The organism is Nocardioides caricicola, assembly GCF_039541135.1.
Taxonomy (GTDB): domain Bacteria; phylum Actinomycetota; class Actinomycetes; order Propionibacteriales; family Nocardioidaceae; genus Nocardioides; species Nocardioides caricicola.
On sequence record NZ_BAABFQ010000007.1, the window covers coordinates 133,475 to 155,949 of the forward strand.

Genomic DNA, 22,475 nt, shown 5'->3' on the forward strand with positions numbered 1-22,475 from the left:
TTCGGGCCGTGCCCCGAATCTCAGGAGACTCCCTCCAGCAGCACCGTGAGCAGCTGCAGCAGCGGGTCTTCGAGGCGTTCGCCGAGCTGATGGCCGAGCGCAGCTTCGACGCGATCTCGATGGCGGCCATCGCCGAGCGCGCCGAGCTGGGCCGGACCTCGATCTACCACCACTTCCCCGACAAGGAGTCGGTCGTGGTGGCGTTCGCCAGCCACGAGACCGAGCAGTACCTCACCCGGCTGCTGGCCTCGCTCACCGAGGCCGACGAGCCGACCGCGCGGCTGCGGCTCTACATCAGCTACCAGCTCTCCGAGAGCGAGCGGTTCCACATGGGCCTCGGCCCGCAGCTCTACGGCTTCCTGGGCGCCGACTCGCGCCAGGCGATCCGCGAGCACGTCGTCGCGGTGGAGGACGTGCTGCGCGGAATCCTGGAGTCCGGCATGGAGACCGGCGCCTTCACGATCGAGGACGTGCCCGGGACCATGTCCCTGATCCACGCCTGCCTGAGCCCGCGGACCCTGCCGCCCAGCACGATCGAGTCGTTCGTGCTGAGGGCAGTGGGCGTCACTTCACCGTGACGTTGACCGTCTTCTTCGCGGCCTTGTAGGCAGCATTCGACGGCGCGAACGTCACGACCGCCTTCCACGTGCCCGTGGTGAGCTTCGGCAGCTTCACCGTGGCCTTGCCCCCGGTCATCGTCGCCTTCGCGGACTTGGTGGCCTTGCCCTTGGTGAGCTTGACGCTGACCTTGCCGACAGCGGTGCCGTTCGCGACCAGGAGCTTGCCCGGCTTCGCGGTCACCTTCAGGTTCGAGGCCGACCCGACCTTCGACCAGTCGATGGTCACCGCGGTCTCGGTGTCCTGGCTCGGGTTCGAGTGGGCGTGCGCCTGCCAGGTGTAGACGGCGTACTGCTTGCTGGGGTCGAGGTACTGGTTCTCCGGGTCGAGCGTCACCGAGAACGTGCCGTCGAGCATCGCCGCGGCGGGCACCCACTCGGCGTCGGCGACCTTCTCCTGGTCCTCGAAGTCGTCGGTCTCGGGGAAGGAGCCGGCCGGCGCGAGCGCGACGTAGACACCGTCGTCCACCGGCGGCGTGCCGCCGTCGAAGCCCGTGCCGTCGACGTCGATCAGGACCGACTTGGCCTCGTACGACGACGCGACAGCGACCGTCGGGCCGGCCTCGGCGGCGGTCGCGGTGAACGGCGCCGGCGGCTTGTTCGGGTCGCTGGTCCGGCCGCTGGCGTAGAAGTGCGCGCGCACGCCGCTCGTGACCTGACCCAGGAACGACGCGGCGAACGACTGGCCCTCGACCGGCTGCCCCGCGGGGATGCCGAGCGCAGCGGACTCGGCCCCGGACGGCAGCACGCCGGCCCAGTCCGGCGTCGCCGAGACGGCACCGTCGCCCCAGCCCTCGGACGCGTCGAACGTCGTGACGACGACCCGGCTCGGCGTGGTCTCGGACGCGGCCTCCCAGCCGGAGACCAGCGCGGTGATCTCGCCGTTGCCGTCCTCGTCGATCGACACGGCCGGCTCGGCGATCGTCACCGAGTAGAACCCGGTGAACGCCCCGACCACGGAGCCGTCGTACTGCATCGTGCCGGCGCCCGTCTCGGGGTCGAAGGAGCCCTCGCCGCCGGGGAACGTGATCACGCCGTCGGCGGCCTCGGTCGCGCCGCCGCTCAGCGTGTGGCTGGAGAGGTGCTCGTCGAACTGCTTCGAGATCTCCCAGGTGAACGACGCGTCGGCCGCCGACGCGGGCTGCGCGGCGATGCCGACGAGCCCGGCGGAGGCGAGGGACAGCGTGGCCAGGGCGGCCACGCGACGGACGAGGGTCATCGAGATTCCTTCCGGAAGGGGATCAGCAGGGTGAGCGCGGCTGCGAGCAGCAGGCCGGCTCCGAGCCACCAGACCGGGGTGGGGTCGGTGGGTTCGTCGGGGGTGGTCGCGGCGACCGGCTCCGGCGCAGCGACGAGCTGGGCGGCGACCGGGAGGGCGCCGACCGCGGCGGCGGTGGGCGGCACCGCGACCGTCGGCGGTACGACGGCGGGCGGGGCCGGTTGGACGACCGGGTCGGGCTGGGCCGTGACCGTCACGGTCACCGGCGCCGGCACGACGGGGTTCTCGATCGGCTCCTTGGTCGGTTGGGCGGTCGGCGTCGGCTCGGGCTGCTCGACGGCCGCGTCGAAGCCGACGCTGACCGGCAGCGCGACCTTGAACGGGTCGGTGGCCGCCCCGCTGGACAGCCAGAACGGTGCCGTGCCGAGCCGGTCCATGTAGTCGACGAAGCTCTGCGGGAACGAGCCGGAGTACCGATCGCCGGTCACCTGCCCGAGACCGCTCACCCGGACGCCGAGGTACGCCGGCTTCGCGGTCAGCCCGCGCTCGTCGGACAGGTCGACCTCGGGCAGGTCGGCGAGCGTGACGGTGGCGGCCTCGACCGGCTCCCAGATCTCGGGGTCGTCCACGGACGAGGCGTAGCCCTGGACGGTCGCGGTGAGCGTCCCGCGGCCGTCGGCGACGTCGAGGACCGGGTCGGACACGTGGAACATCGACATGCCGGAGTAGTAGAGGACCGTCAGGTCGCCGTCCCACTCCACGTGGGCCGTGCCCGCCTCGGCGTCCACCTCACCGACACCACCGGAGACCTCGAACCGGTGGTTGCTGAACGTCCCGGACGTCGGCGAGCCCAGCGGCCGGCCGGCGCTGTCGGTCGAGAGGCCGGCCCAGGTCGCCTTCCGCCACGTGGAGCCGTCCCACTTCTGGATCTGGACCGCGCCCGCGGTCGCCCGCCACCGCGACTGCGGGATCGTCTCGCCGCCCTCGCCCGGGTCGGGCACGAGGCCGGCGGAGAGGAAGTTGTAGGTGCGCGGGGCGTAGGCGCGGTTGCTGGACTCGTTGTTGATACCCCAGCGCAGCACGGCGTCGTCCACCTGGACGACCGTCGTCGACGGCTCGTCCTCGGCCATGGCGGGTACGCCGACCAGCAGCCCGCTGAGCAGCATCGCGGCCGCTGCCGCCACCCGGTCACGCCGCACGACGGCTCCCCCGGTAGCGCAGGAACAGCCGCGCCAGCGCGACGACCAGGACGAGCGCGGCGGCGCCGGCGAACAGCCACGCGACGCGCAGCTCGTCGTCGTCCGTGGCGGAGGCCTCGGTGGTCGGCTCCTCGACGGCCGCGCCGACCACGGCGAACTGCACCGACGGGGCGTCCTCGACGCCGAACAGCCGCAGCTCGTGGGTGCCCGCACCCGTCGCCGCCGGCAGCGTGATCACGCCGGCGAGGGTGCCGTCGGCACCGACCAGGAACGGCCCGGCCCCCGCTGCGCCGTCGTCGAAGACGGCCGAGACCTGCACCCCGGGCTCGAGCCCCGAGGCGGTGAACGCCAGCACGTTGCCGGCGACCGCCGACTCGCGGTCGACCTCGAGGGTGGCCGGTCCGGCGGTCGCCGGGACCGCCGTGCCGGTGGGCGCCTCGGCGCCGGCCGTCGGCGTCGGCTGGGCGGTGGCGCTCGGGGCGGCCGACGCGGTCGAGGTCGGCCTGCTGGCCGTGCCGATGCTGACCGGGGTGAACGTCTCGTTGTTGCCGTTGGCGACACCGTGCGCGCCGACGGTGATGACGCCGCAGGTCACCTCGCGGCAGTCGATGGTCTTCACGTTCCCGGCCCGGTCGTAGGCCCGGAACTCCGCACCCGGCACCACGAGCTGGGTCGACCAGGAGCCGGACGCGCTCATCACGCCGCCGTTCGCCGAGCTCGCGGTGTCCGACCCGGGGAACGCGACGTACCGCTGGAAGCCCTGGTTGTTCTTGGCTTCGCTGTCCGGCACGTAGAAGTAGTCCTTGCCGGTGACGCCGCCCTTGCTGGGCTGCCAGCCGGAGCTCACGGTCCCGAAGAACACGTAGATGCCGCCGTGGCCGCCCTTGACGGCTTGGAAGCCGGAGCCGGAGACGCTGATCGTGGTGGCGTACGTCGGGTCGACGGTCCCGGGGTCGACCGAGACGCGGCCGTCGGCGAACGCCGGCGCGGGCAGGAGGACGGCGGCCGCGGCGACCGCGGCCAGGATCAGCCGGCGGGCCACGGGACCGCTCCCTTCACGCGGACCGGCACGACCAGCAGGTTGCCGTCGTGCTCGATGACGTCGACCGGGTGGGCGTAGACCTCGCTCAGCAGCTCGGAGGTCAGCACCTCGGCCGGCGGGCCGTCGGCGCGGACGGTGCCGTGGGACAGCACGCAGATGCGGTCGGCGTACGCCGCCGCGAGCGACAGGTCGTGCAGCACCACGACGACGCCGGCCCCGGCCGAGGCCGCCTCGCTCGCGACCGCGAGCAGCGACTCCTGGTGCCGGATGTCCAGGGCGGCGGTCGGCTCGTCGAGCATCAGGACCGGGGTCGCCTGGGCCAGCAGGCGGGCGAACGACGTGCGCGCCTGCTCGCCGCCGGACAGCGTCGGGAAGAGCCTCTCGGCGAGCTCGACGACGTCGGCGCGCTCCATCGACTCGGCGATCACGCGCTCGTCGTCGTCCTCGCGCTCCGTGCGGTGCCACGGGGTGCGGCCCATCCGGACCACCTCGGCGACGCGGAAGCCGAACGCCAGGCTCTGCTTCTGCAGCTGGACGGCGCGGTGGCGGGCGAGCTCGCGCGCGGGGTACGCGCCGAGGTCGCGGTCCTCGAGCGTCACCCGGCCGGTCGTCGGCTCGACGTCACCGGCGAGCACCGCGAGCAGGGTGGACTTGCCGGCGCCGTTCGGGCCGACGAGCGCGACGACCTCGCCGGGACGGACGTCGAGGTCGACGTCGGTGAGGATCGGGGTGCCGTCGAAGGCGACGCTGACGCCGCGGGCGGTCATGGCGGTCATGCCCAGCCCCCCGCGGTCTTGCGGGCGCGGCGGATCAGCCAGAAGAAGAACGGGCCGCCGACCAGCGCGGTCAGCATGCCGATCGGCAGGTCGGCGTAGTCGACGAGCGTGCGCGCCCACAGGTCGGCGAGCACGAGGAGCAGCGCGCCACCGAGCGCGCTCGCGGGGACCAGCAGCCGATGGCCAGGCCCGGCGATCATCCGGATCAGGTGCGGGACGACGAGCCCGATGAACGAGATGATCCCGCAGAACGCGACGGCCGCCGCGGTCAGCACCGCGACCACGACGATGATGCTGAGCCGCAGCCGCTCGACGTCGACGCCGACGTGGCGGGCGGCACGGTCACCGAGCGCGAGCAGGTCCAGCTTGGGCGCCAGGACCATCGCCGCGACGATGCCTGCGACGGCCATGGGGAACACGACCCCGACGTACTCCCACCGCGAGCCGTTGAGGCTGCCGAGGGTCCAGAACACGATCTCCTCGCGCGCCTGGGTGTCGCCGAGGAACATCAGGAACGCCAGCGCCGCCGAGGTCATCGCCGTGACCGCGATGCCGGTGAGCACGAGCGTCACGACCTCGGTACGGCCGCCGTCGCGGGAGGTGACGTAGACGAGCAGCGTGGTGACCAAGCCGCCGACGAACGCGCAGATCGCGATCGTCCAGGTGCCGGCGAAGGTCCACTCGAAGACGATGACGGTCGCCGCGGCGACCGCGGCGCCGGCGGAGACGCCGACGATGCCGGGCTCGGCCAGCGGGTTGCCGAACACGCCCTGCATCAGGGCGCCGGCCGTGGCCAGGCAGGCGCCGGCGAGCGCGGCCATGACCACCCGTGGGAACCGCACCTGCCAGAGCGTGTTCTCGCCCTGCGGGTGGTGCGGCAGCGGGCCGAGGTCGATGCCGATCCGGTGCAGCACCGAGCCGAGGACCTCGGACGGCGGGATGTCGAGCTGGCCGTGCCCGGCCGCGAACACCAGGGCCACGAGCAGGGCGATGCCCAACCCGCCGAGCAGGCCGACCCGGCCGGCGACCGCGCGGATCGCCGGCCGCGGGCGGTCGACGACGGTCGCGCTCATGAGATGGACCCCGGGGCGTACGTCGCCACCGCGAGCGCGTTGAGCACGCTCGCGGTGATCGCGCCGAACCCGAGGATCTGAGCGTCGTCCATCGCCACGAAACGACGGTGCTGCCCGGCCGGCGTCTCCGCTAGGGCCGGAAGTCTCTTGAGGAGTCCGTCGAGACCACCCGCGGAGTCCAGGCCACCGGTCATGATCAGCACCAGGTCGGGCTGCGCGGCGACCAGGCCCTCGTCGGTGAGCGGCTTCATGCCGTCCCAGCCGATCTCGCCGGCGACGTCGTACCCGCCGATCGCCTCGATCAGCGACTCGGCGCCCGAGCCCTCACCGAACATGTAGTAGACGCCCGACTGGCCGCGCACGTAGAGGAACACCGTGCGCAGCTTCTCACCCTCGTCGGTCGGTGCGACCTTCGCGATCTCGGCGGTCACGTCGTCGATCTGGTCCTGGGTGCGCTGCGCGAGCGCGTCACCGGCCTCCGGCACGCCGAGCGGGTCGGCGACCGCGTGGATCAGGTCGGCGACGTTGTCGAGGCCGCGATGCGAGTCGACGACCACCACCGGGATGCCGGCGTCGCGCATCTGCAGCACGACGTCCCACGGCCCGAGCGAGGTGTCGGTGAGGATCACGGTCGGGTCGAGCCCGAGGATCGCCTCCGCGTTGAGGCTGTGGCCGTCCTGGGTGACCAGCGGCAGGTCCTCGGCCTCGTCGAAGTCGGTGGAGATGTCGCGCCCGACCAGGTGGTCGCCGAGGCCGAGCTCGAACACGGTGCGCGCGAGCGTGCCGTACACGTCGAGCGCGAGGATCCGGCTGGCGTCGGTGACCGTGACCTCGGTGCCCTGGGAGTCGGTGACGGTGACCGGCAGCGCCGGCTCCGGGTCGGCGACCGGGTCGACCGGCGTCTGGGCGACCGCGACGACCTCGCCCTCCCAGTCGCGCACGTCGTCGAGCGGCGTGACCTCCGCCAGCGGCGGCGCGGTGGTGCCGGAGGCGGCGGCCGACGCGTCGTCGGACGGCTCGGCGCCCCCGGACAGGCCGCAGCCCGCCAGCACGACGCCGGTCACCAGCACAGCGGTCAGCGCCCGCAGTCCTCCCCACATGAGGCTGAGATTAGCACTGAATTAAGGCTTGCCTAACCTAATCACTAGACGTCTCGACAGGTTGTCAGTATCTTATGGACAACCTGTCGTGACAGTTCGTCAACAAAACCCCAGGAGTCCCTGCATGACCGTCCTCGACGAGAGCACCCGCCTGTCGCTGTCCACTGCGATGCGGGAGGGCTCGATGGCCGAGCACCAGCAGGCGGAGGACTCGCCGTTCATGTCCGAGCTGCTCGGCGGCCGGGTCAACGAGCAGGGGTACGCCGACCTGCTGCTGCGGCTGCGCGTCGTGTACTCCACGATGGAGCCGCTCCTGCGCGACCGGCTCGACGACCCCGCGGTCGCGGCCGTCCACGACACGGCCCTCGAGCGCCTCGCGGCGATCGACGCCGACCTCGAGCACTGGTGCCCGGACGGCACCCGCACCGTCGACTCCCCTGCCGCCGACGCCTACCGGGCCCGGCTCGAGCAGGCCGCGCAGTGGGGCGGCTTCCTGGTCGCGCACCACTACACGCGCTACCTCGGCGACCTGTCCGGCGGCCAGGCGATCGGCCGGATCCTGGACCGCACGTTCGAGCTCGGCGGCCGGGGCGTGTCGTTCTACGACTTCCCTGAGATCGAGAAGCCCAAGATCTACAAGGACGGCTACCGCGCGCGGCTCGACGCCCTCGGCATGGGCGCCGAGGACCAGGCCCGGGTCGTCGAGGAGGTCAAGGTGGCCTTCCGCATGAACCAGGCGCTGTTCGTCGAGCTCGGCAAGAACCTGGGGTCCTACGCCCGCTGAGTAACCTGCCGGGGTGAAGGTTCTCGTCACCGGCGCGGCCGGCAGCATCGGACGCGTGGTCACCGTCGGCCTCGCCGACCGCGGGTACACCGTGGTCGGCCTCGACCTGGTCCCGCAGCCGGACGGCGAGGACGCCGCCTGGTACTCCGTCGACGCCACCGACCCCGACGCCGTCGCGGAGGTGTTCGCCGCGGAGCGTCCCGACGCGGTCGTGCACCTCGCCGGCCACCCCGGCGAGGCCAGCCTGCCGGACTCGCTCACCTCGCACGTGGTGACGACCGCGGCCCTGCTGGACGCGATGGTCGAGCACGACGTCCCCCGGTTCGTCTACGCCTCCTCCAACCACGCGGTCGGTCGCACGCCGCGCACCGACCTGGTGGGCGTCGACACCCGGCCCCGTCCGGACACGTTCTACGGGGTCGGCAAGGTCGCGGCGGAGGCGTTGATGAGCCTGTACGTCGACCGCCACGGCATCGACGCCGTCGCCTGCCGGATCGGCTCGTTCGTCGACAGACCGGAGACGGTCCGCAACCTGTCCACCTGGCTCTCCCCCGACGACTGCGTGCGGATGGTCGACGCGGCGCTGACGGCCACGGCTCCGGGATTCGCGGTCCTGTACGGCATCTCGGCGAACACCCGGGCGTGGTGGGACCTCGAGCCGGGCCGAGCCCTCGGCTACGAGCCGCTCGACGACGCCGAGGAGTTCGCCGCGTCGGTGACACCGGGCCCCGACGACGAGGCGGAGGGCGCGCACGTGGGCGGGCCGTACGCGATGAGCGAGATCGAGCGCCCGGCGCTGGACCGCACGTCTTGACCTGGAGTGCACTCCAACCCTGACACTGGCAGGGTGAGCCACTCGATCGCCGAGGCCGCGGCCGCCAGCGGCCTGACGCCCGACACCCTGCGCTACTACGAGAAGGACGGGCTGATGCTGCGCCCGGTCGAGCGCAGCACGACCGGCCACCGGCGCTACAGCGACGCCGACCTGCGGTGGATCGAGCTGATCAACCGGCTGCGCGGCACCGGCATGCCGATCCGCGACGTACGCCGGTATGCCGAGCTGGTCCGTCACGGCGACGGCAACGAGCAGGAGCGGCTCGACCTGCTGCGCGCCCACCGCGTCCACGTGCTCGCCCAGCTCGCCGAGGTGCAGGAGCACCTCGGCGCGATCGACCGCAAGATCGGGATCTACACCGACAAGATCGAGGCGGCCCTTGACCTGGAGCGCGCTCCAACCGCTTGAGTAGCGGTATGACTCTCCAGAACCGCACGCTCGGGACCACCTCCCCGCTCACCGTCTCCGCGCTCGGCCTCGGCTGCATGGGCATGTCGGAGTTCTACGGCACCGGCGACGAGGACCAGGGCATCGCGACCATCCACCGCGCGCTCGACCTCGGCGTGACGTTCCTCGACACCGCCGACATGTACGGCCCGTTCACCAACGAGCAGCTGGTCGGCCGGGCGATCGCCGAGCGCCGCGACGAGGTCACCCTGGCCACGAAGTTCGGCAACGAGCGGCTCCCCGACGGCACCCGCGTCGGCATCAACGGCCGGCCCGAGTACGTCCGTGCCGCCTGCGACGCCTCGCTCCAGCGGCTCGGCGTCGACCACATCGACCTCTACTACCAGCACCGCGTCGACAAGACCGTCCCCATCGAGGAGACCGTCGGCGCGATGGCCGAGCTCGTCGAGGCCGGCAAGGTCCGCCACCTCGGGCTGTCCGAGGCCTCCGCCGAGACCATCCGGCGCGCGCACGCCACGCACCCGGTCACCGCGCTGCAGTCGGAGTACTCGCTGTTCACGCGCGACCTCGAGGACGAGATCCTCCCGACGATCCGCGAGCTCGGCATCGGGCTGGTGCCCTACTCCCCGCTCGGGCGCGGCATCCTCACCGGCGCCATCACCTCGGAGTCGTCGCTGGAGGAGAACGACTCGCGCCGCTCGGCGTACTTCCCACGGCTGAACGGCGAGGGCCTGCAGGCCAACCTCAAGCTCGTCGACGCCGTCCGCGCGATCGCCGAGGAGAAGGGCTGCACCCCCGGCCAGCTCGCGCTCGCCTGGGTCCTCGCTCAGGGCGACGACATCGCCCCGATCCCCGGCACCAAGCGCGTGAAGTACCTCGAGGAGAACGTCGGCGCCGCGGACGTCCAGCTCACCGACGCCGACCTCGCCGCCCTCGCCGCCGCGGTCCCGCGCGACGCCGTCGTCGGCGACCGCTACGGCGACATGAGCTCGATCGACGCCTGAACCGGCTCCTCGGTGGGCAGGGTGCCCCGCATGGGGATCTTCCGTAGGAGCAAGCGGCCGACACCGGTCCTGCCCTCGACCGGCCATCCCGGCGACGACCAGCTGATCGCGCTGATCGCGCGGGACGTCGGACTGGATGCGGTGCGGGACTGGGTCCACTACGTGTACTTCGCGCGCGAGGAGACGGCACGAGCCGCTGCCCTGGACATCCAGGGCAGCGGCTGGGAGATCCGCGGCGTCGAACCCTCCCCCGACCGCCGGTGGGTGGTGGTCGCCGGGCGACAGGTCGCGGCCCTCGACCCCGAGACGGTCCGCGACGCTCGCTCCTACTTCGAGACGCTCGCGGGGACCCGCCCTCGCGGCGAGTACGACGGATGGGAAGTCAGCGTGGAGGCGGGCCCGTGAGGTCCGCTTCCGACCCCCGACAGGCGCCCAGCCGTCAGGAGAGCGCCATCCAGGCAGCGATGGTCGTCGGAACCGTCCTCGCTCTCATCGGCCTGATCGACGGGATCGCGATGCTGGCGAAGCGTAGAGAGACTGAGTGCGCCGACGGCACCTACTTCCCCGAAGGCACCTCGGACTTCACCTGCTACGAGCACCCGCAGCTGGGCCTCGGCATCGCGGTCATCGTGTTCTCCGTGATGCTGGGGATCCTCGTCTGGCTGGCCGGCGTCGCAGCGAGCGCACTCGTGCGAGGCGCTGATCGATCCGAGTCGGAGTCCTGAGGCTCGGAGGGCCCCGCGCGACGCCTGATGGCCTGCGCGGGGTGGGGGTGCCTTCTTGGCCTGCGGGTCCGCTCGGGTCGACCGTGGTGGTCACCGTTGCAAGAAAGAACACGACGATCGCCCCGCCGGCCGTGGTCGGCGGGGTCGTGGTCAGTGGATATGTCGGTCGATGTCGACGAGGTAGGTGTGGCCGTGGGGGCTGGTCCACACGAACGTGGTGGGTCCCATCCGGTGATAGGTCCAGGCGGTGTGGGTCTTGAGGCGGTGGTGTCCGCGGCACAGGGGCGCGAGATTCACTGTCTCGGTGCGGCCGCGGGGGAAGTCGTCGATGTGGTCGGTGTCGGCGGTGCGTGAGGGCCGGCTACAGCTGGGGAACACGCACGTCGGGAACGTCAGCGTCACCTGCTCCTGCTGCCGTTCCGTGGGTGCGTAGGAGTCGGTGGCGAGGTTCTCGTTGAGATCCAGCACCGGCCGGACGGTGATCTTCGTGCCGGCCTGCTCGCACCACCCGCGGACCTGGTCGGGAGTCACGACGGTGCGGGTGTTCTCGACCTCGACCATCGACTGGTCCGGCCGGGTGTGGGCGTAGATCACGACCTCACGCTCCATGCCGCCGGTGCCGAGCATCCCCGCAGCGATCGAGCGGCGGACGTCGAGCGGGAGCTCAGGGTCGAGGGTGGCTGCTGTGGCGGCGATCGTCTGTTGCAGCGCGTAGGCGTCGGCGACGTCCAACGTTCCGGACACGTCGACCAGCCCGGTCGACGACACCCGATCCAGGTGGATGTCGAAGTGCCGCTCCTCCGCGTCCGCGAGACGTCGCTCCTCAGCACCCTGGGGGTCGAAGTCCGCACGCGCTGCTTCGACGGTCCGCTCGATCTGCGCGAAGTTGCACAAATGCAGCACAGGCGCGAGCGCCCGGTCCACAAACGCGGCGGCGTCCATCGGGAGCGCTTTGGTCTGCTGGGCGACCTTCCTCGCCTTCCACGCCACCACCTCGCCCGCGAGGACGCGGGTCCAGGTGCGCGGGAGCCGATGACACAGCTCGACCGCGTCGCCGATGAAGACCCGACCCGCGTCGGTGTTGAGCCCGACCGCAAAGGCGAACTCCGCGATCGCGAACTCCGCCACGGTCGGTGCGCCGTCTCCGGCGATCTCCAGGTCGCGGTCACCCCACGGCACCGACTCATCGACCACGTCGCCGGGATGCAGCTCCGCCCACTGAACTGCCTGCACGAGCTGCTCGGCCTCGAGTGATGTGATCGTCGAACGCGTAGCGTGGGCAGCCGCCAGCACCTGCTCGGTGCGGGTGATCGTGGTGGCTGCCATGGATCAACTCAAGCAGGGACCACCGACAGTCAGGCCCGAGAATCCCCTTGTTTTGCTGGGATGTGGACAACCTTCTGCGACTTTACCTTCGCGCGTTTCGGTGGTTTCGAGACAGGCGCCCAGGGCGCCTTCCTCAACCACCGTCGCGACCGGAAAGCCGGGAAGCAGCGCCAGCCCGAACCCACCGCACCCCTTCAAGGCCCTATCGGCGGCCAACCCGAACCAACCCGCGGCCCACGCTCATCCGCCCCCGGCAGCCACGGCCAGCCCCGCGACGCAGCCGGCCATCATCCGGTGGTGGTTCCAGCGCAGCACCGGGCTGAGGACCGACGAGGCGACGCCGAGGAGGCCGCCGACGACGACCTCCTGGGCGAGGTCGAGCCGGGTGCCCGCGGCGGTGGGCGTGAGCCAGAAGCAGACCGAGCCCGCGAGGTCCCCGGAGACGGCGACCTCGAGCCGGGCGGGTGAGCGCGAGACGGCGTGCAGCACCAGGTCGAGCGTGTACGGCAGCACCGAGCGACAGAGCACGCGGGCGTCGTCGGGGCCGAGCGACGCGACCGCTCGCACCTGGGGCCACCACGACGGGTAGTGCTCGAGGTCGACGAGGACCGCGTGCACCGCGGCGGGCGGTGCGGGCACGTCCCAGGTCCCGGAGAAGGTGTAGGTGGCCCGCACCCTCGTATGGTGCCCCCTATGAACGAACTCCTCACCGAGGCCCGGGCCTGGGCCGCCGCCGATCCCGACCCGCAGACCCGGGCCGAGCTGGAGGCGGCGATCGACGAGGTCGAGAAGGGCGGCGACGCCGCCGACCTCCGGGATCGCTTCGACGGCACGCTGGAGTTCGGCACCGCCGGCCTGCGCGGCGCGCTCGGCGCCGGCCCCAACCGGATGAACCGCGTCGTGGTGACCCGCGCCGCGGCGGGCCTCGCGCAGTACCTCAAGGACACCGGCGTCACCCACGGCGCCGTCGTGATCGGGTACGACGCCCGGCACAACTCCGACGTGTTCGCCCGGGACACCGCCGAGGTGATGACCGGAGCGGGGCTGAAGGCGTACGTGCTGCCACGCCCGCTGCCCACCCCCCTGCTCGCGTTCGCGATCCGCGAGCTCGGCTGCGCGGCTGGCGTGATGGTGACCGCGAGCCACAACCCGCCGCAGGACAACGGCTACAAGGTCTACCTCGGCGACGGCAGCCAGATCGTCCCGCCCGCGGACGCCGAGATCGCGCGCCGCATCGCCGCCGTCGGCCCGGTGAACGACGTGCCCCGCGGCACCGCCGGGACCGTGGTCGGCGAGGAGCTCGTCGACCGCTACCTCGACACCGTCGCCGACCTCGCGACCGACGGGCCGCGCGACCTCGACATCGTCTACACGCCCCTGCACGGCGTGGGCGGTACGACGGTGCAGCGGGTGCTGGAGTCGGCGGGGTTCAGCGAGCCCGCGATCGTCGAGCAGCAGGAGCAGCCCGACCCCGACTTCCCCACCGTCGCGTTTCCGAACCCCGAGGAGCCGGGCGCGATGGACCTCGCGATGGCGCTCGCCGACGCGCGCGGCGCTGACCTCGTGGTCGCCAACGACCCCGACGCCGACCGGTGCGCGGCCGCCGTGCCCGGGCCCCACGGCTGGCGGATGCTGCGCGGTGACGAGGTCGGCGCGCTGCTGGCGCACGCGCTGCTCAGCCGCGGCAAGCAGGGCACCTACGCCTGCAGCATCGTCTCGTCGAGCCTGCTCGGGAAGCTCGCGAAGGCCGCCGGCCAGCCCTACGCCGAGACGCTGACCGGCTTCAAGTGGATCGGTCGTGTCGAGGGCCTGGCGTTCGGCTACGAGGAGGCGCTCGGCTACTGCGTCGACCCCGAGCACGTGAAGGACAAGGACGGCGTCTCGGCGCTGCTGCTGCTCTGCGAGCTGGCCGCCGAGGCCAAGGCCGAGGGCCACACGCTCGTCGACATCCTCGACGACCTCGCGGCCCGGCACGGGCTGCACGCGACCGACCAGCTGTCGGTGCGGGTGACCGACCTGAGCGAGATCGCCAACGCCATGCAGCGGCTGCGCGACAACCCGCCGACGACGCTCGGCGGGCTGGCCGTCGAGGGCGTCGACGACCTCGCGCTCGGCTCGCCCGAGCTGCCGCCGACCGACGGGTTGCGCTACCGGCTCGCCGACGGCGCGCGGGTGATCGTCCGCCCGAGCGGCACCGAGCCGAAGCTCAAGTGCTACCTCGAGGTCGTGGTCGCGGTGACGCCGGAGGACGGCGTCGACGCCGCCAGGATCGCCGCCGTCGGCCGGCTCGACGCGCTGCGCGACGGCATCAAGGCCGCCGCCGGCATCTAGTGCGCGAAGAACCAGGCCACGAAGACGAGCGCGAGGCCGGCCAGCCCCGCGATCTCCGGCCAGGCGAGGGCGCGGCGTACGCCGGACGCCAGTGCCTGCTGCTCCGCTGAGCCCTTGGTGATGCGCAGCCGCTCGCGGGCCGTGTCGGCGTGGAACAGGATCCGCTCCTCCACGAACACCTGGTAGGTGTCGACCGCGGACGGTGCCTTCGCGTCCCGGTTCCGGCCGGTCACGTTCTGGCGCAGCGTGTAGCCGACCACCGGGGAGATGAACCGTCGCTCGCCGGCCGTCACCGTCAGCACCTGCGTGGTGAGCACCCGGTCGACCGCGGCCAGCGGCACGTACGTCGTGGTGAGGATGTTGCGCAGCACCAGGTCGTGCTCGGTGACCCACAGCGCCGGGCGGAGCAGCACCAGCCAAGTGACCAGCGCTCCGAAGCACGCGACGATCGCGACGCCGAGCGGGGTTCCGGTCGAGCGCGGCCACACCGCGAGGCCGAGGACGATGGCGGCCGTGAGCAGCCCGATGGCGCCCGGGAGACGGCCGCTGGTGGGCTGGAACCGCTCGACGACGTCGGTGCTCACCTCGGGGGTCCCTGGGGAGGTCATGGTCACTCGCTTCTGGTTGTGGCTCATCGCGACGTCAACCCTATGCTGGGTCGGTGAGTACCTCCTCCCCCGTCCTCGACTCGTCGTTCGACGACGTCACGCGCACGGACGCCTCCTTGCGGAGGTTCCTGCACGGCCTCCCGGGCGTCGATCAGGTCGGCGCCGAGGCGCGGGCCGCCGGGCTCGGCACCCGCTCGATCAAGACCAGCGCGAAGGCCTACGCCATCGACCTCGCGATCCGGATGGTCGACCTGACCACGCTCGAGGGCCAGGACACCCCGGGGAAGGTCCGCGCGCTCGCGTCGAAGGCGATGCGCCCCGATCCGGCCGACCCGTCCTGCCCGCAGGTCGCGGCCGTCTGCGTCTACCCCGACATGGTCCCGGTCGCCCGCGAGACCCTCGGTGACTCCGGCGTGCACATCGCCGCGGTCGCGACCGCGTTCCCCAGCGGCCGCGCGGCGATGGACATCAAGCTCGCCGACACCAAGGACGCCGTCGACGCCGGTGCCCACGAGATCGACATGGTCATCGACCGCGGCGCGTTCCTGGCCGGGCGCTACCTGCAGGTCTTCGAGGAGATCGCCCAGGTCCGTGAGGCCTGCGGCGACGCGCACCTCAAGGTCATCTTCGAGACCGGCGAGCTGCAGACCTACGACAACGTACGCCGCGCGAGCTGGCTGGCGATGATGGCCGGCGCGCACTTCATCAAGACGTCGACCGGCAAGGTGCAGCCCGCCGCGACCCTGCCGGTCACCCTCGTGATGCTCGAGGCGGTCCGCGACTTCCGCGACCAGACCGGCCAGATGGTCGGCGTGAAGCCCGCGGGCGGCATCCGCACCTCGAAGGACGCGATCAAGTACCTCGTGATGGTCAACGAGGTGACCGGTCCCGACTGGCTCGACCCGGACTGGTTCCGCTTCGGCGCCTCCACGCTGCTCAACGACCTGCTGATGCAGCGCACCAAGATGACCACCGGCCGCTACTCCGGTCCCGACTACTTCACGCTGGACTGATCGCATGAGCAACCCCTTTGACTACGCGCCGGCTCCCGAGTCGCGCAGCATCGTCGACATCAAGCCGTCGTACGGCCTGTTCATCAACGGCGAGTTCGTCGATGGCCGCGGCACGTCGTTCAAGACGATCAGCCCGGCCACCGAGGAGGTCCTCGCCGAGATCGCGGAGGCCGACGAGGCCGACGTCGACGCCGCGGTGAAGGCCGCGCGGAAGGCCTTCCGGGTCTGGTCGCGGATGCCCGGCCGCGAGCGCGCCAAGTACCTCTACCGGATCGCGCGGATCATCCAGGAGCGCAGCCGCGAGCTCGCGGTGCTGGAGTCGCTCGACAACGGCAAGCCGATCAAGGAGTCGCGCGACGTCGACGTTCCCACGGTCGCGGCGCACTTCTTCTACTACGCGGGCTGGGCCGACAAGCTCGAGCACGCGGGCTTCGGGACGAACCCGCAGCCGCTGGGCGTCGCCGGGCAGGTCATCCCGTGGAACTTCCCGCTGCTGATGCTCGCGTGGAAGATCGCGCCGGCGCTGGCGTGCGGCAACACCGTCGTGCTGAAGCCCGCCGAGACCACGCCGCTGACGGCGCTGCTGTTCGCCGAGATCTGCCAGCAGGCCGACCTCCCCGCGGGTGTCGTCAACATCGTGACCGGCGCGGGCGCGACGGGCCAGGCGCTGGTCGGCCACCCGGACGTCGACAAGGTCGCGTTCACCGGCTCGACCGAGGTCGGCAAGGCCATCGCGCGCACCGTCGCCGGCACGAGCAAGAAGGTCACCCTCGAGCTCGGCGGCAAGGCCGCGAACATCGTCTTCGACGACGCACCGATCGACCAGGCCGTCGAGGGCATCGTGGACGGCATCTTCTTCAACCAGGGCCACGTCTGCTGTGCGGGCTCCCGGCTGCTGGTGCAGGAGAGCGTGTACGACGAGGTGCTCGAGCGGCTCAAGCGCCGGATGTCGACGCTGCGCATGGGCGACCCGCTGGACAAGAACACCGACATCGGCGCGATCAACTCCGGTGAGCAGCTCACCCGGATCCGCGAGCTCGCGGGCGTCGGCGACGCCGAGGGCGCCGAGCGGTGGGAGGTCGCGTGCGACCTGCCCACCAAGGGCTTCTGGTTCCCGCCGACGCTGTTCACCGGCGTCTCCCAGGCCCACCGGATCGCCCGCGAGGAGATCTTCGGCCCGGTCCTGTCGGTGCTGACCTTCCGCACGCCGTCGGAGGCCGTCGAGAAGGCCAACAACACGCCGTACGGCCTGTCCGCCGGCGTCTGGACCGACAAGGGGTCGCTGATCCTGCACATGGCCGACAAGCTGCGCGCGGGCGTGGTGTGGGCCAACACGTTCAACAAGTTCGATCCGACCAGCCCCTTCGGTGGCTACAAGGAGTCCGGTTACGGCCGCGAGGGCGGCCGGCACGGCCTGGAGGGGTACCTCAAGTGAGCAGGATCGACGTCCGCAAGACCTACAAGCTCTACGTCGGGGGCGCGTTCCCCCGCTCCGAGTCGGGCTACTCCTACGAGGTCTTCGACAGCAAGGGGAAGTTCGTGGCCAACGCCGCCCTGGCGTCGCGCAAGGACGCCCGCGACGCCGTCGCCGCCGCGCGCAAGGCCTTCCCGGGCTGGGCGGGGCGCACGGCGTACAACCGCGCGCAGATCGTCTACCGGATCGCGGAGGTCATGGAGGACCGCCGCCCGCAGTTCGTGCAGGCGGTCGTCCAGTCCGAGGGCCTGTCGGCGAGCAAGGCCGAGAAGGTCGTCGACGAGGCCATCGACCGGCTGGTCTGGTACGCCGGCTGGGCGGACAAGATCACCCAGGTGGTCGGCAACGCCAACCCGGTCGCCGGCCCGTTCTTCAACCTCTCGACGCCCGAGCCGACCGGCGTGGTCGCGGTGCTCGCGCCCCAGGAGTCGAGCCTGCTCGGCCTCATCGGCGTGGTCGCACCCGCGATCGTCACCGGCAACACCGTGGTGGTCGTGTCGTCGTACGACCGGCCGCTGCCCGCGGTGACGTTCTCCGAGGTCCTGGCCACCTCCGACGTGCCCGGTGGCGTGGTGAACATCCTCACCGGCTCCGCCGCGACCGTCGGGCCGTGGCTGGCCTCGCACATGGACGTCAACGCGATCGACCTCACCGGCATCGCGGGTGACCCGGCGCTGGCGACCGACCTCGAGGTGGCTGCGGCCGACAACCTCAAGCGCGTGCGCCGTGCCCCCGCCGCCGAGCCGGACTGGACGCTCGACCCGGGCCTGGAGCCGATGACGGCGTTCCTGGAGACCAAGACCGTCTGGCACCCGATCGGCGTATGAGACGTGTGATCGTGCTTGCCGGTCCCTCGGGTGCCGGCAAGTCCCGCCTCGCCGAGCGCATCGGTCTCCCGGTGCTGCGCCTCGACGACTTCTACAAGAGCGGCGACGACCCGACCCTGCCGCTGATCACCGAGGGTGCCAACGCGGGCATCGTCGACTGGGACGACCCGCAGTCCTGGCTGCTCGACGACGCCATGGCGGCCCTCGACGAGCTGTGCCGCACCGGCCGCGCCGACGTGCCGATCTACGAGATCTCGCAGAACGGCCGCTGCGGCTGGCAGACGCTGGACCTCGGCGACCACGAGGTGTTCCTGGCCGAGGGGATCTTCGCCCAGGAGATCGTGCCGCACGCCCGCGAGGCCGGGCTGCTCGAGGCGGCGTACTGCGTGCGCCAGCACCCGATGGTCACGTTCTGGCGCCGGCTCACCCGCGACCTGCGTGAGCACCGCAAGCCACCCCTGGTGCTGATCCGCCGCGGGCTGGCGCTGATGCACGCCCAGGGCCGCGTCGTGTCGCACGCGGTCGCGCTCGGCTGCGTGCCGGTGACGCCCGAGGAGGCGTACGCCAAGATCAGGTCGTGACGACCTGGCCGCAGCAGCCCGACAGCCGCACGTGCGGCCCGTCGGTCGTGGTCGTGGCCCAGGGCCTGCCCGGGCCCTGGCCGGACTTCGCCGCCGACGTGCTGGCCATGCACCGGCGGCTGAACCGCTGGTGGCCGCGGGCGCTCGGCACCACCCCGTGGGCGATCGCGGCCGAGCTCGGAGGCCGGGTACGCCGCTTCCGCGCCGACGAGGTGGTCGCGGCACTCCCCACCCCGGTGCCGGTGTACGTCGGCTCCCGCTGGTTGCCCCGGCACGTCGTGCTCGCCGTGGGCACAACGGCCGACGACGGCCTCCGCGTCTATGACCCAGCCCGCGGGGCCGTCGTGCCGTTGACGGCCGTCCGGTGGCGGACGACCTGGTTCTCGGTCGTGCCTAGCTGAGGGCCTTCGCCTTCAGCGCGTCGAACTCGGCCTGGCTGATCGCGCCGGAGTCGAGCAGCGTCTTCGCCTTGGCGATCTCCTCGGCCGGCGAGGTCGTGGCCACCGAGCGGATGTAGGCGTCCGCGTCGGCCTGGGCCGTCTGCATCGCCTCGATGTTGCGCTCCGCCATGCCCTGACCGCGCGCGATCAGGTAGACCAGCGAGGTCAGGAACGGCAGGAAGATCAGGAAGAAGACCCAGACCGCCTTGATCCAGCCGCTGACGCCCTTGTCGCGGAACAGATCCGTGAGGATCTGGAACAGCACGACGAGGTACGCCATCAGCAGGAAGAAGGAGAGGGTGAACCAGAAGAAGTCCCAGAAAGAATCCACGGCGGAACCCTAGGAGTCGGCGGGACCGGACCGGCTCACCCGATCCGGGTGACCACCGGTGAGGAACCGCTGCCCCAGCAGCGGGCAGATCAGCACCGTCAGGGCGCCGCCGGCGACCAGGACGGAGGCGTTCGTGGGGGTCATCTCCCCCGCCGTCACCGCCACCGACGTGACCGCGACGATGATCGGCAGCCCGGTCGCGGCGAACATCGCCACCGCCGCGCTCTGCCGTCGGTCGAACTCGCCGCTCGTGACCGTCGAGACGAACACGACGCCGCCGCGCACGATCAGGATGAACGTCACGAACGCCACCAGGGAGACCGGCTCCTCGACCACCGCCCTCGGGTCGATCGCCATGCCGGAGGTGATGAAGAAGATCGGGATCAGCAGCCCGAAGGCGAGGCCTTCCAGCTTGTGCTCCAGGCTCTCGTGTCCCTCGGGCACCAGCTGGCGCAGCACGAACCCGGCCGCGAACGCGCCGAGCACCGCGTCCAGCTCGAACGCCGCGGCCGCGACGGTGAGCGTGACCAGCAGCAGCACGACCAGGCGCACCTGGATCTGGCCCGAGGTCTCCGCGCCCCGGCGGACGACCGCGAGGACACCGGAGCCCTCCCGGCCGAGCCCCGCCGAGAACCGGTGCAGCACCACCGCGAGCACGCCGAACCCGAGCAGCACCAGGATCGACTCCAGGGGCCCGCGCGCACCGAGCAGCACCGCCATCGCGACGATCGGGCCGAGCTCGCCGTACGCGCCGTGGTTGAGGACGGTCCGGCCGAACGGCGTGCCGATCAGGCCACCGTCCTTGAGGATGGGCAGCAGCGTGCCGAGCGCGGTCGAGGTGAGCGCGATCGCCACCGCGATCTCGCCGTCCACGTGGTCGGTGGTGCCGAGCGCCAGAACCAGGCCGAGCGCGATCAGGAGACAGGCCAGCCAGGTGACCAGCGCTCGCCGTCCGCCGCGGCCGGCGAGCTCGGCGGGCTCGAGCTCGTAGCCGGCGAGCAGGAAGAGCATCCCCAGCCCGAGCTCGCGGAGCGTGTTGACGCCTTCGCCGGCGACCGCCAGCTCGAGTGCGTTGGGCCCGATCAGCACCCCCAGGACCAGCAGCAGCACGACCTCGGGCACCTTGCCGCGCAGCAGCAGCCCGGCCAGGAGCGGCGCGAGGACCGCGCAGAGGGCGATCCAGAACAGCGACTCGCCGGCCTCCGGCATCAGCTCGTCCAGACGACGAACGCGAGCACCACCCACGCAGCTGCCACACCCGCGGCCGTCAGCGCGGCGAGCAGCGCGAGGATGAACCACGTGCGGCCGGCGCCCTCGACGGTGCCCTCGGTCGCACGGACGTCCACCCGGTCCGGGTGCTCGGGGTCGTAGGCGACCTCGATCTGGTCGCCGACCCGCGGCGGCGGTGCGGGCACGTCGGTGAGCGTCAGCGCCTCGACCGGCTCGCTCGCACCGTCCGGCACGAAGCTGACGCGCGGGAAGTAGCGGGTGTCCGGGGACGACCCGAGGGACAGGTCCTTGGCCTCGATCGCGACCACCGTGGCCGCCGCGTCGACCGCGCGGCTGCGGAACGTCCGGGCCCGGTGTCGTACCGAGCGTCCCTTGAGCAGCAGCCCTGCGGCGAGCAGCAGGAACAGCAGCGTCGTCCCGACCAGCAGCAGCGTCGGGACGTAGTGGATCTTCACAGCGCGGCGTACTCGGGCTTGATCCGGTCGTTGATGATCGCGAGCCGCTCGTCGAACGGCAGGAACGCCGACTTCATCGCGTTGATCGTGAACCACTGCAGGTCGGAGGTCTGGTAGCCGAACGCCTCGACGAGCCGCCACATCTCGTTGGTCATCGAGGTCTGGCTCATCAGCCGGTTGTCGGTGTTGACCGTGACCCGGAACCGCAGCTTGGTCAGCAGCCCGATCGGGTGCTCGGCGATCGAGGTCGCGGCGCCGGTCTGCAGGTTCGAGGTCGGGCACATCTCGAGCGGGATCCGCTTGTCGCGCACGTACGACGCGAGCGGGCCCAGCTCGACCGAGCCGTCGGCGCCCACGGTGACGTCGTCGATGATGCGCACGCCGTGACCGAGCCGGTCCGCACCGCACCACTGGATCGCCTGCCAGATCGACGGCAGCCCGAACCCCTCGCCCGCGTGGATGGTGAAGTGGGCGTTCTCGCGCTGGAGGTACTCGAACGCGTCGAGGTGGCGGGTGGGCGGGTAACCCGCCTCGGCACCGGCGATGTCGAAGCCCGCGACACCGCGGTCGCGCCAGGCGATCGCGAGCTCGGCGATCTCCATCGAGCGGGCCTGGTGCCGCATCGCGGTGAGCAGCTGACGGACGACGATCCGGCCGCCGGAGGCGGCGACGCCCTCGTCGAAGCCCGCCTGCACGGCCGCGACCACCTCGTCGAGGCTGAGTCCCTGCGACACGTGCTGCTCGGGGGCGTAGCGGACCTCGGCGTACACGACGCCGTCGGCGACCAGGTCCTCGACGCACTCCCGTGCCACCCGGGTGATCGCGTCGGCGGTCTGCATGACCGCGACGGTGTGGTCGAAGGTCTCGAGGTAGCGCTCCAGCGAGCCGGAGTCACAGGCCTCCCGGAACCAGGTGCCCAGCGACTCCGCCGTGAGGTCGCCTCCGACCGACGGCAGCGCGTGGCCGATCTCGGCCGAGAGGTCGATGATCGTCTGCGGCCGGAGGCCACCGTCGAGGTGGTCGTGGAGGAGCACCTTCGGCGCCCGTCGTACCTGGTCGAGGGTCGGCGTCGTCATG

General features: G+C 71.8%; 26 protein-coding genes. 13 read left to right on the plus strand and 13 right to left on the minus strand.

The window, feature by feature from the left end; all coding sequences use genetic code 11:
* The first annotated feature begins 8 nt into the window (after positions 1-8).
* Complete coding sequence (locus ABD875_RS14680) at positions 9-578, plus strand: TetR/AcrR family transcriptional regulator (protein WP_345178354.1); 570 nt, start codon at positions 9-11, stop codon at positions 576-578.
* On the opposite strand, the gene ABD875_RS14685 is transcribed toward ABD875_RS14680, so the two are convergent.
* The 6 genes from ABD875_RS14685 to ABD875_RS14710 are packed head-to-tail and all read right to left on the minus strand — an operon-like array spanning position 565 to position 7,026.
* Positions 565-1,836 (minus strand): HtaA domain-containing protein, encoded by a 1,272-nt coding sequence (locus tag ABD875_RS14685; RefSeq protein WP_345178358.1) that lies wholly within the window; start codon positions 1,834-1,836, stop codon positions 565-567. The two genes, ABD875_RS14680 and ABD875_RS14685, sit on opposite strands and share 14 nt — an antisense overlap.
* Entirely contained in the window at positions 1,833-3,035 is a 1,203-nt protein-coding gene (locus tag ABD875_RS14690) for an HtaA domain-containing protein (protein WP_345178362.1), read from the minus strand. The genes ABD875_RS14685 and ABD875_RS14690 overlap by 4 nt, the downstream gene beginning before the upstream one ends.
* Positions 3,025-4,077, minus strand: a complete 1,053-nt coding sequence (locus ABD875_RS14695) for a hypothetical protein (protein WP_345178366.1) — start codon at positions 4,075-4,077, stop codon at positions 3,025-3,027. Before ABD875_RS14695 ends, ABD875_RS14690 begins: the two co-directional genes overlap by 11 nt.
* Positions 4,062-4,853, minus strand: a complete 792-nt coding sequence (locus ABD875_RS14700) for a heme ABC transporter ATP-binding protein (protein WP_345178369.1) — start codon at positions 4,851-4,853, stop codon at positions 4,062-4,064. The genes ABD875_RS14695 and ABD875_RS14700 overlap by 16 nt, the downstream gene beginning before the upstream one ends.
* Complete coding sequence (locus ABD875_RS14705) at positions 4,850-5,926, minus strand: FecCD family ABC transporter permease (RefSeq protein WP_345178372.1); 1,077 nt, start codon at positions 5,924-5,926, stop codon at positions 4,850-4,852. The genes ABD875_RS14700 and ABD875_RS14705 overlap by 4 nt, the downstream gene beginning before the upstream one ends.
* Positions 5,923-7,026 carry a heme/hemin ABC transporter substrate-binding protein gene (locus ABD875_RS14710; RefSeq protein ID WP_345178375.1) on the minus strand — a complete coding sequence of 368 codons (1,104 nt, stop codon included), beginning with the start codon at positions 7,024-7,026 and terminating at the stop codon, positions 5,923-5,925. The genes ABD875_RS14705 and ABD875_RS14710 overlap by 4 nt, the downstream gene beginning before the upstream one ends.
* A gap of 124 nt (positions 7,027-7,150) precedes the next feature.
* On the opposite strand from ABD875_RS14710, the gene ABD875_RS14715 reads away from it, so the two are divergent.
* The 6 genes from ABD875_RS14715 to ABD875_RS14740 are packed head-to-tail and all read left to right on the plus strand — an operon-like array spanning position 7,151 to position 10,782.
* Positions 7,151-7,810 carry a biliverdin-producing heme oxygenase gene (locus ABD875_RS14715; RefSeq protein WP_345178377.1) on the plus strand — a complete coding sequence of 220 codons (660 nt, stop codon included), beginning with the start codon at positions 7,151-7,153 and terminating at the stop codon, positions 7,808-7,810.
* 13 nt (positions 7,811-7,823) lie between these two features.
* Positions 7,824-8,624, plus strand: a complete 801-nt coding sequence (locus tag ABD875_RS14720; protein ID WP_345178379.1) for an NAD-dependent epimerase/dehydratase family protein — start codon at positions 7,824-7,826, stop codon at positions 8,622-8,624.
* A gap of 33 nt (positions 8,625-8,657) precedes the next feature.
* Positions 8,658-9,053 carry a MerR family transcriptional regulator gene (locus ABD875_RS14725; RefSeq protein ID WP_345178382.1) on the plus strand — a complete coding sequence of 132 codons (396 nt, stop codon included), beginning with the start codon at positions 8,658-8,660 and terminating at the stop codon, positions 9,051-9,053.
* Between the two features lie 8 nt (positions 9,054-9,061).
* On the plus strand, positions 9,062-10,057 hold the full coding sequence (locus ABD875_RS14730) for an aldo/keto reductase (RefSeq protein WP_345178383.1): 996 nt from the start codon (positions 9,062-9,064) through the stop codon (positions 10,055-10,057).
* Positions 10,058-10,087: 30 nt separating this feature from the next.
* Entirely contained in the window at positions 10,088-10,462 is a 375-nt protein-coding gene (locus ABD875_RS14735; protein WP_345178385.1) for a ribonuclease E inhibitor RraB, read from the plus strand.
* Positions 10,459-10,782, plus strand: a complete 324-nt coding sequence (locus ABD875_RS14740) for a hypothetical protein (protein WP_345178387.1) — start codon at positions 10,459-10,461, stop codon at positions 10,780-10,782. Before ABD875_RS14735 ends, ABD875_RS14740 begins: the two co-directional genes overlap by 4 nt.
* Positions 10,783-10,932: 150 nt before the next feature.
* Here the strand turns inward: ABD875_RS14740 and ABD875_RS14745 are convergent, their stop codons facing one another.
* Positions 10,933-12,108 carry an HNH endonuclease signature motif containing protein gene (locus ABD875_RS14745; RefSeq protein WP_345178390.1) on the minus strand — a complete coding sequence of 392 codons (1,176 nt, stop codon included), beginning with the start codon at positions 12,106-12,108 and terminating at the stop codon, positions 10,933-10,935.
* Between the two features lie 240 nt (positions 12,109-12,348).
* On the minus strand, positions 12,349-12,783 hold the full coding sequence (locus ABD875_RS14750) for an SRPBCC family protein (RefSeq protein WP_345178393.1): 435 nt from the start codon (positions 12,781-12,783) through the stop codon (positions 12,349-12,351).
* A gap of 18 nt (positions 12,784-12,801) precedes the next feature.
* On the opposite strand from ABD875_RS14750, the gene ABD875_RS14755 reads away from it, so the two are divergent.
* Positions 12,802-14,439, plus strand: a complete 1,638-nt coding sequence (locus ABD875_RS14755) for a phospho-sugar mutase (protein ID WP_345178395.1) — start codon at positions 12,802-12,804, stop codon at positions 14,437-14,439.
* Here ABD875_RS14755 and ABD875_RS14760 read toward each other — a convergent pair.
* Complete coding sequence (locus ABD875_RS14760; protein WP_345178396.1) at positions 14,436-15,047, minus strand: hypothetical protein; 612 nt, start codon at positions 15,045-15,047, stop codon at positions 14,436-14,438. The two genes, ABD875_RS14755 and ABD875_RS14760, sit on opposite strands and share 4 nt — an antisense overlap.
* A gap of 53 nt (positions 15,048-15,100) precedes the next feature.
* Between ABD875_RS14760 and deoC the strand changes: the two genes are divergently transcribed.
* The 5 genes from deoC to ABD875_RS14785 are packed head-to-tail and all read left to right on the plus strand — an operon-like array spanning position 15,101 to position 19,343.
* A complete protein-coding gene (gene deoC / locus ABD875_RS14765) occupies positions 15,101-16,060 on the plus strand; it encodes a deoxyribose-phosphate aldolase (protein ID WP_345178398.1) in 960 nt (319 codons plus the stop codon).
* Positions 16,061-16,064: 4 nt separating this feature from the next.
* The gene (locus ABD875_RS14770; protein WP_345178399.1) at positions 16,065-17,495 is read left to right on the plus strand and encodes an aldehyde dehydrogenase family protein; all 1,431 of its coding nucleotides are present in this window, start codon (positions 16,065-16,067) and stop codon (positions 17,493-17,495) included.
* Complete coding sequence (locus ABD875_RS14775; RefSeq protein WP_345178401.1) at positions 17,492-18,361, plus strand: aldehyde dehydrogenase family protein; 870 nt, start codon at positions 17,492-17,494, stop codon at positions 18,359-18,361. Before ABD875_RS14770 ends, ABD875_RS14775 begins: the two co-directional genes overlap by 4 nt.
* On the plus strand, positions 18,358-18,942 hold the full coding sequence (locus tag ABD875_RS14780; protein WP_345178402.1) for an ATP-binding protein: 585 nt from the start codon (positions 18,358-18,360) through the stop codon (positions 18,940-18,942). The genes ABD875_RS14775 and ABD875_RS14780 overlap by 4 nt, the downstream gene beginning before the upstream one ends.
* Positions 18,939-19,343: a hypothetical protein gene (locus ABD875_RS14785; protein ID WP_345178403.1), complete on the plus strand. Its 405-nt coding sequence runs from the start codon at positions 18,939-18,941 to the stop codon at positions 19,341-19,343. Before ABD875_RS14780 ends, ABD875_RS14785 begins: the two co-directional genes overlap by 4 nt.
* Here ABD875_RS14785 and ABD875_RS14790 read toward each other — a convergent pair.
* Genes ABD875_RS14790 through ABD875_RS14805 form a run of 4 tightly spaced genes read right to left on the minus strand, consistent with a single transcriptional unit; the run spans position 19,336 to position 22,474 of the window.
* A complete protein-coding gene (locus ABD875_RS14790) occupies positions 19,336-19,713 on the minus strand; it encodes an SHOCT domain-containing protein (protein ID WP_345178405.1) in 378 nt (125 codons plus the stop codon). The genes ABD875_RS14785 and ABD875_RS14790 overlap by 8 nt on opposite strands.
* A gap of 9 nt (positions 19,714-19,722) precedes the next feature.
* On the minus strand, positions 19,723-20,922 hold the full coding sequence (locus tag ABD875_RS14795) for a cation:proton antiporter (RefSeq protein WP_345178408.1): 1,200 nt from the start codon (positions 20,920-20,922) through the stop codon (positions 19,723-19,725).
* Positions 20,922-21,398, minus strand: coding sequence for a DUF3592 domain-containing protein (locus ABD875_RS14800; RefSeq protein WP_345178410.1), 477 nt, complete (start codon positions 21,396-21,398; stop codon positions 20,922-20,924). Before ABD875_RS14800 ends, ABD875_RS14795 begins: the two co-directional genes overlap by 1 nt.
* Positions 21,395-22,474, minus strand: a complete 1,080-nt coding sequence (locus tag ABD875_RS14805; RefSeq protein ID WP_345178412.1) for an adenosine deaminase — start codon at positions 22,472-22,474, stop codon at positions 21,395-21,397. The genes ABD875_RS14800 and ABD875_RS14805 overlap by 4 nt, the downstream gene beginning before the upstream one ends.
* Between the last annotated feature and the right edge of the window lies 1 nt (position 22,475).

What these genes read in the sequence shown, in the direction of transcription:
- ABD875_RS14700 (WP_345178369.1), bottom strand. Translation starts at nt 4,853, where the DNA reads ATGACCGCCATGACCGCCCGCGGCGTCAGCGTCGCCTTCGACGGCACC.
- ABD875_RS14730 (WP_345178383.1), top strand. Translation starts at nt 9,062, where the DNA reads ATGACTCTCCAGAACCGCACGCTCGGGACCACCTCCCCGCTCACCGTC.
- ABD875_RS14760 (WP_345178396.1), bottom strand. Translation starts at nt 15,047, where the DNA reads ATGACCTCCCCAGGGACCCCCGAGGTGAGCACCGACGTCGTCGAGCGG.
- ABD875_RS14755 (WP_345178395.1), top strand. Translation starts at nt 12,802, where the DNA reads ATGAACGAACTCCTCACCGAGGCCCGGGCCTGGGCCGCCGCCGATCCC.
- ABD875_RS14745 (WP_345178390.1), bottom strand. Translation starts at nt 12,108, where the DNA reads ATGGCAGCCACCACGATCACCCGCACCGAGCAGGTGCTGGCGGCTGCC.
- ABD875_RS14710 (WP_345178375.1), bottom strand. Translation starts at nt 7,026, where the DNA reads ATGTGGGGAGGACTGCGGGCGCTGACCGCTGTGCTGGTGACCGGCGTC.
- ABD875_RS14780 (WP_345178402.1), top strand. Translation starts at nt 18,358, where the DNA reads ATGAGACGTGTGATCGTGCTTGCCGGTCCCTCGGGTGCCGGCAAGTCC.
- ABD875_RS14795 (WP_345178408.1), bottom strand. Translation starts at nt 20,922, where the DNA reads ATGCCGGAGGCCGGCGAGTCGCTGTTCTGGATCGCCCTCTGCGCGGTC.
- ABD875_RS14770 (WP_345178399.1), top strand. Translation starts at nt 16,065, where the DNA reads ATGAGCAACCCCTTTGACTACGCGCCGGCTCCCGAGTCGCGCAGCATC.
- ABD875_RS14705 (WP_345178372.1), bottom strand. Translation starts at nt 5,926, where the DNA reads ATGAGCGCGACCGTCGTCGACCGCCCGCGGCCGGCGATCCGCGCGGTC.
- ABD875_RS14805 (WP_345178412.1), bottom strand. Translation starts at nt 22,474, where the DNA reads ATGACGACGCCGACCCTCGACCAGGTACGACGGGCGCCGAAGGTGCTC.
- ABD875_RS14685 (WP_345178358.1), bottom strand. Translation starts at nt 1,836, where the DNA reads ATGACCCTCGTCCGTCGCGTGGCCGCCCTGGCCACGCTGTCCCTCGCC.
- ABD875_RS14735 (WP_345178385.1), top strand. Translation starts at nt 10,088, where the DNA reads ATGGGGATCTTCCGTAGGAGCAAGCGGCCGACACCGGTCCTGCCCTCG.
- ABD875_RS14715 (WP_345178377.1), top strand. Translation starts at nt 7,151, where the DNA reads ATGACCGTCCTCGACGAGAGCACCCGCCTGTCGCTGTCCACTGCGATG.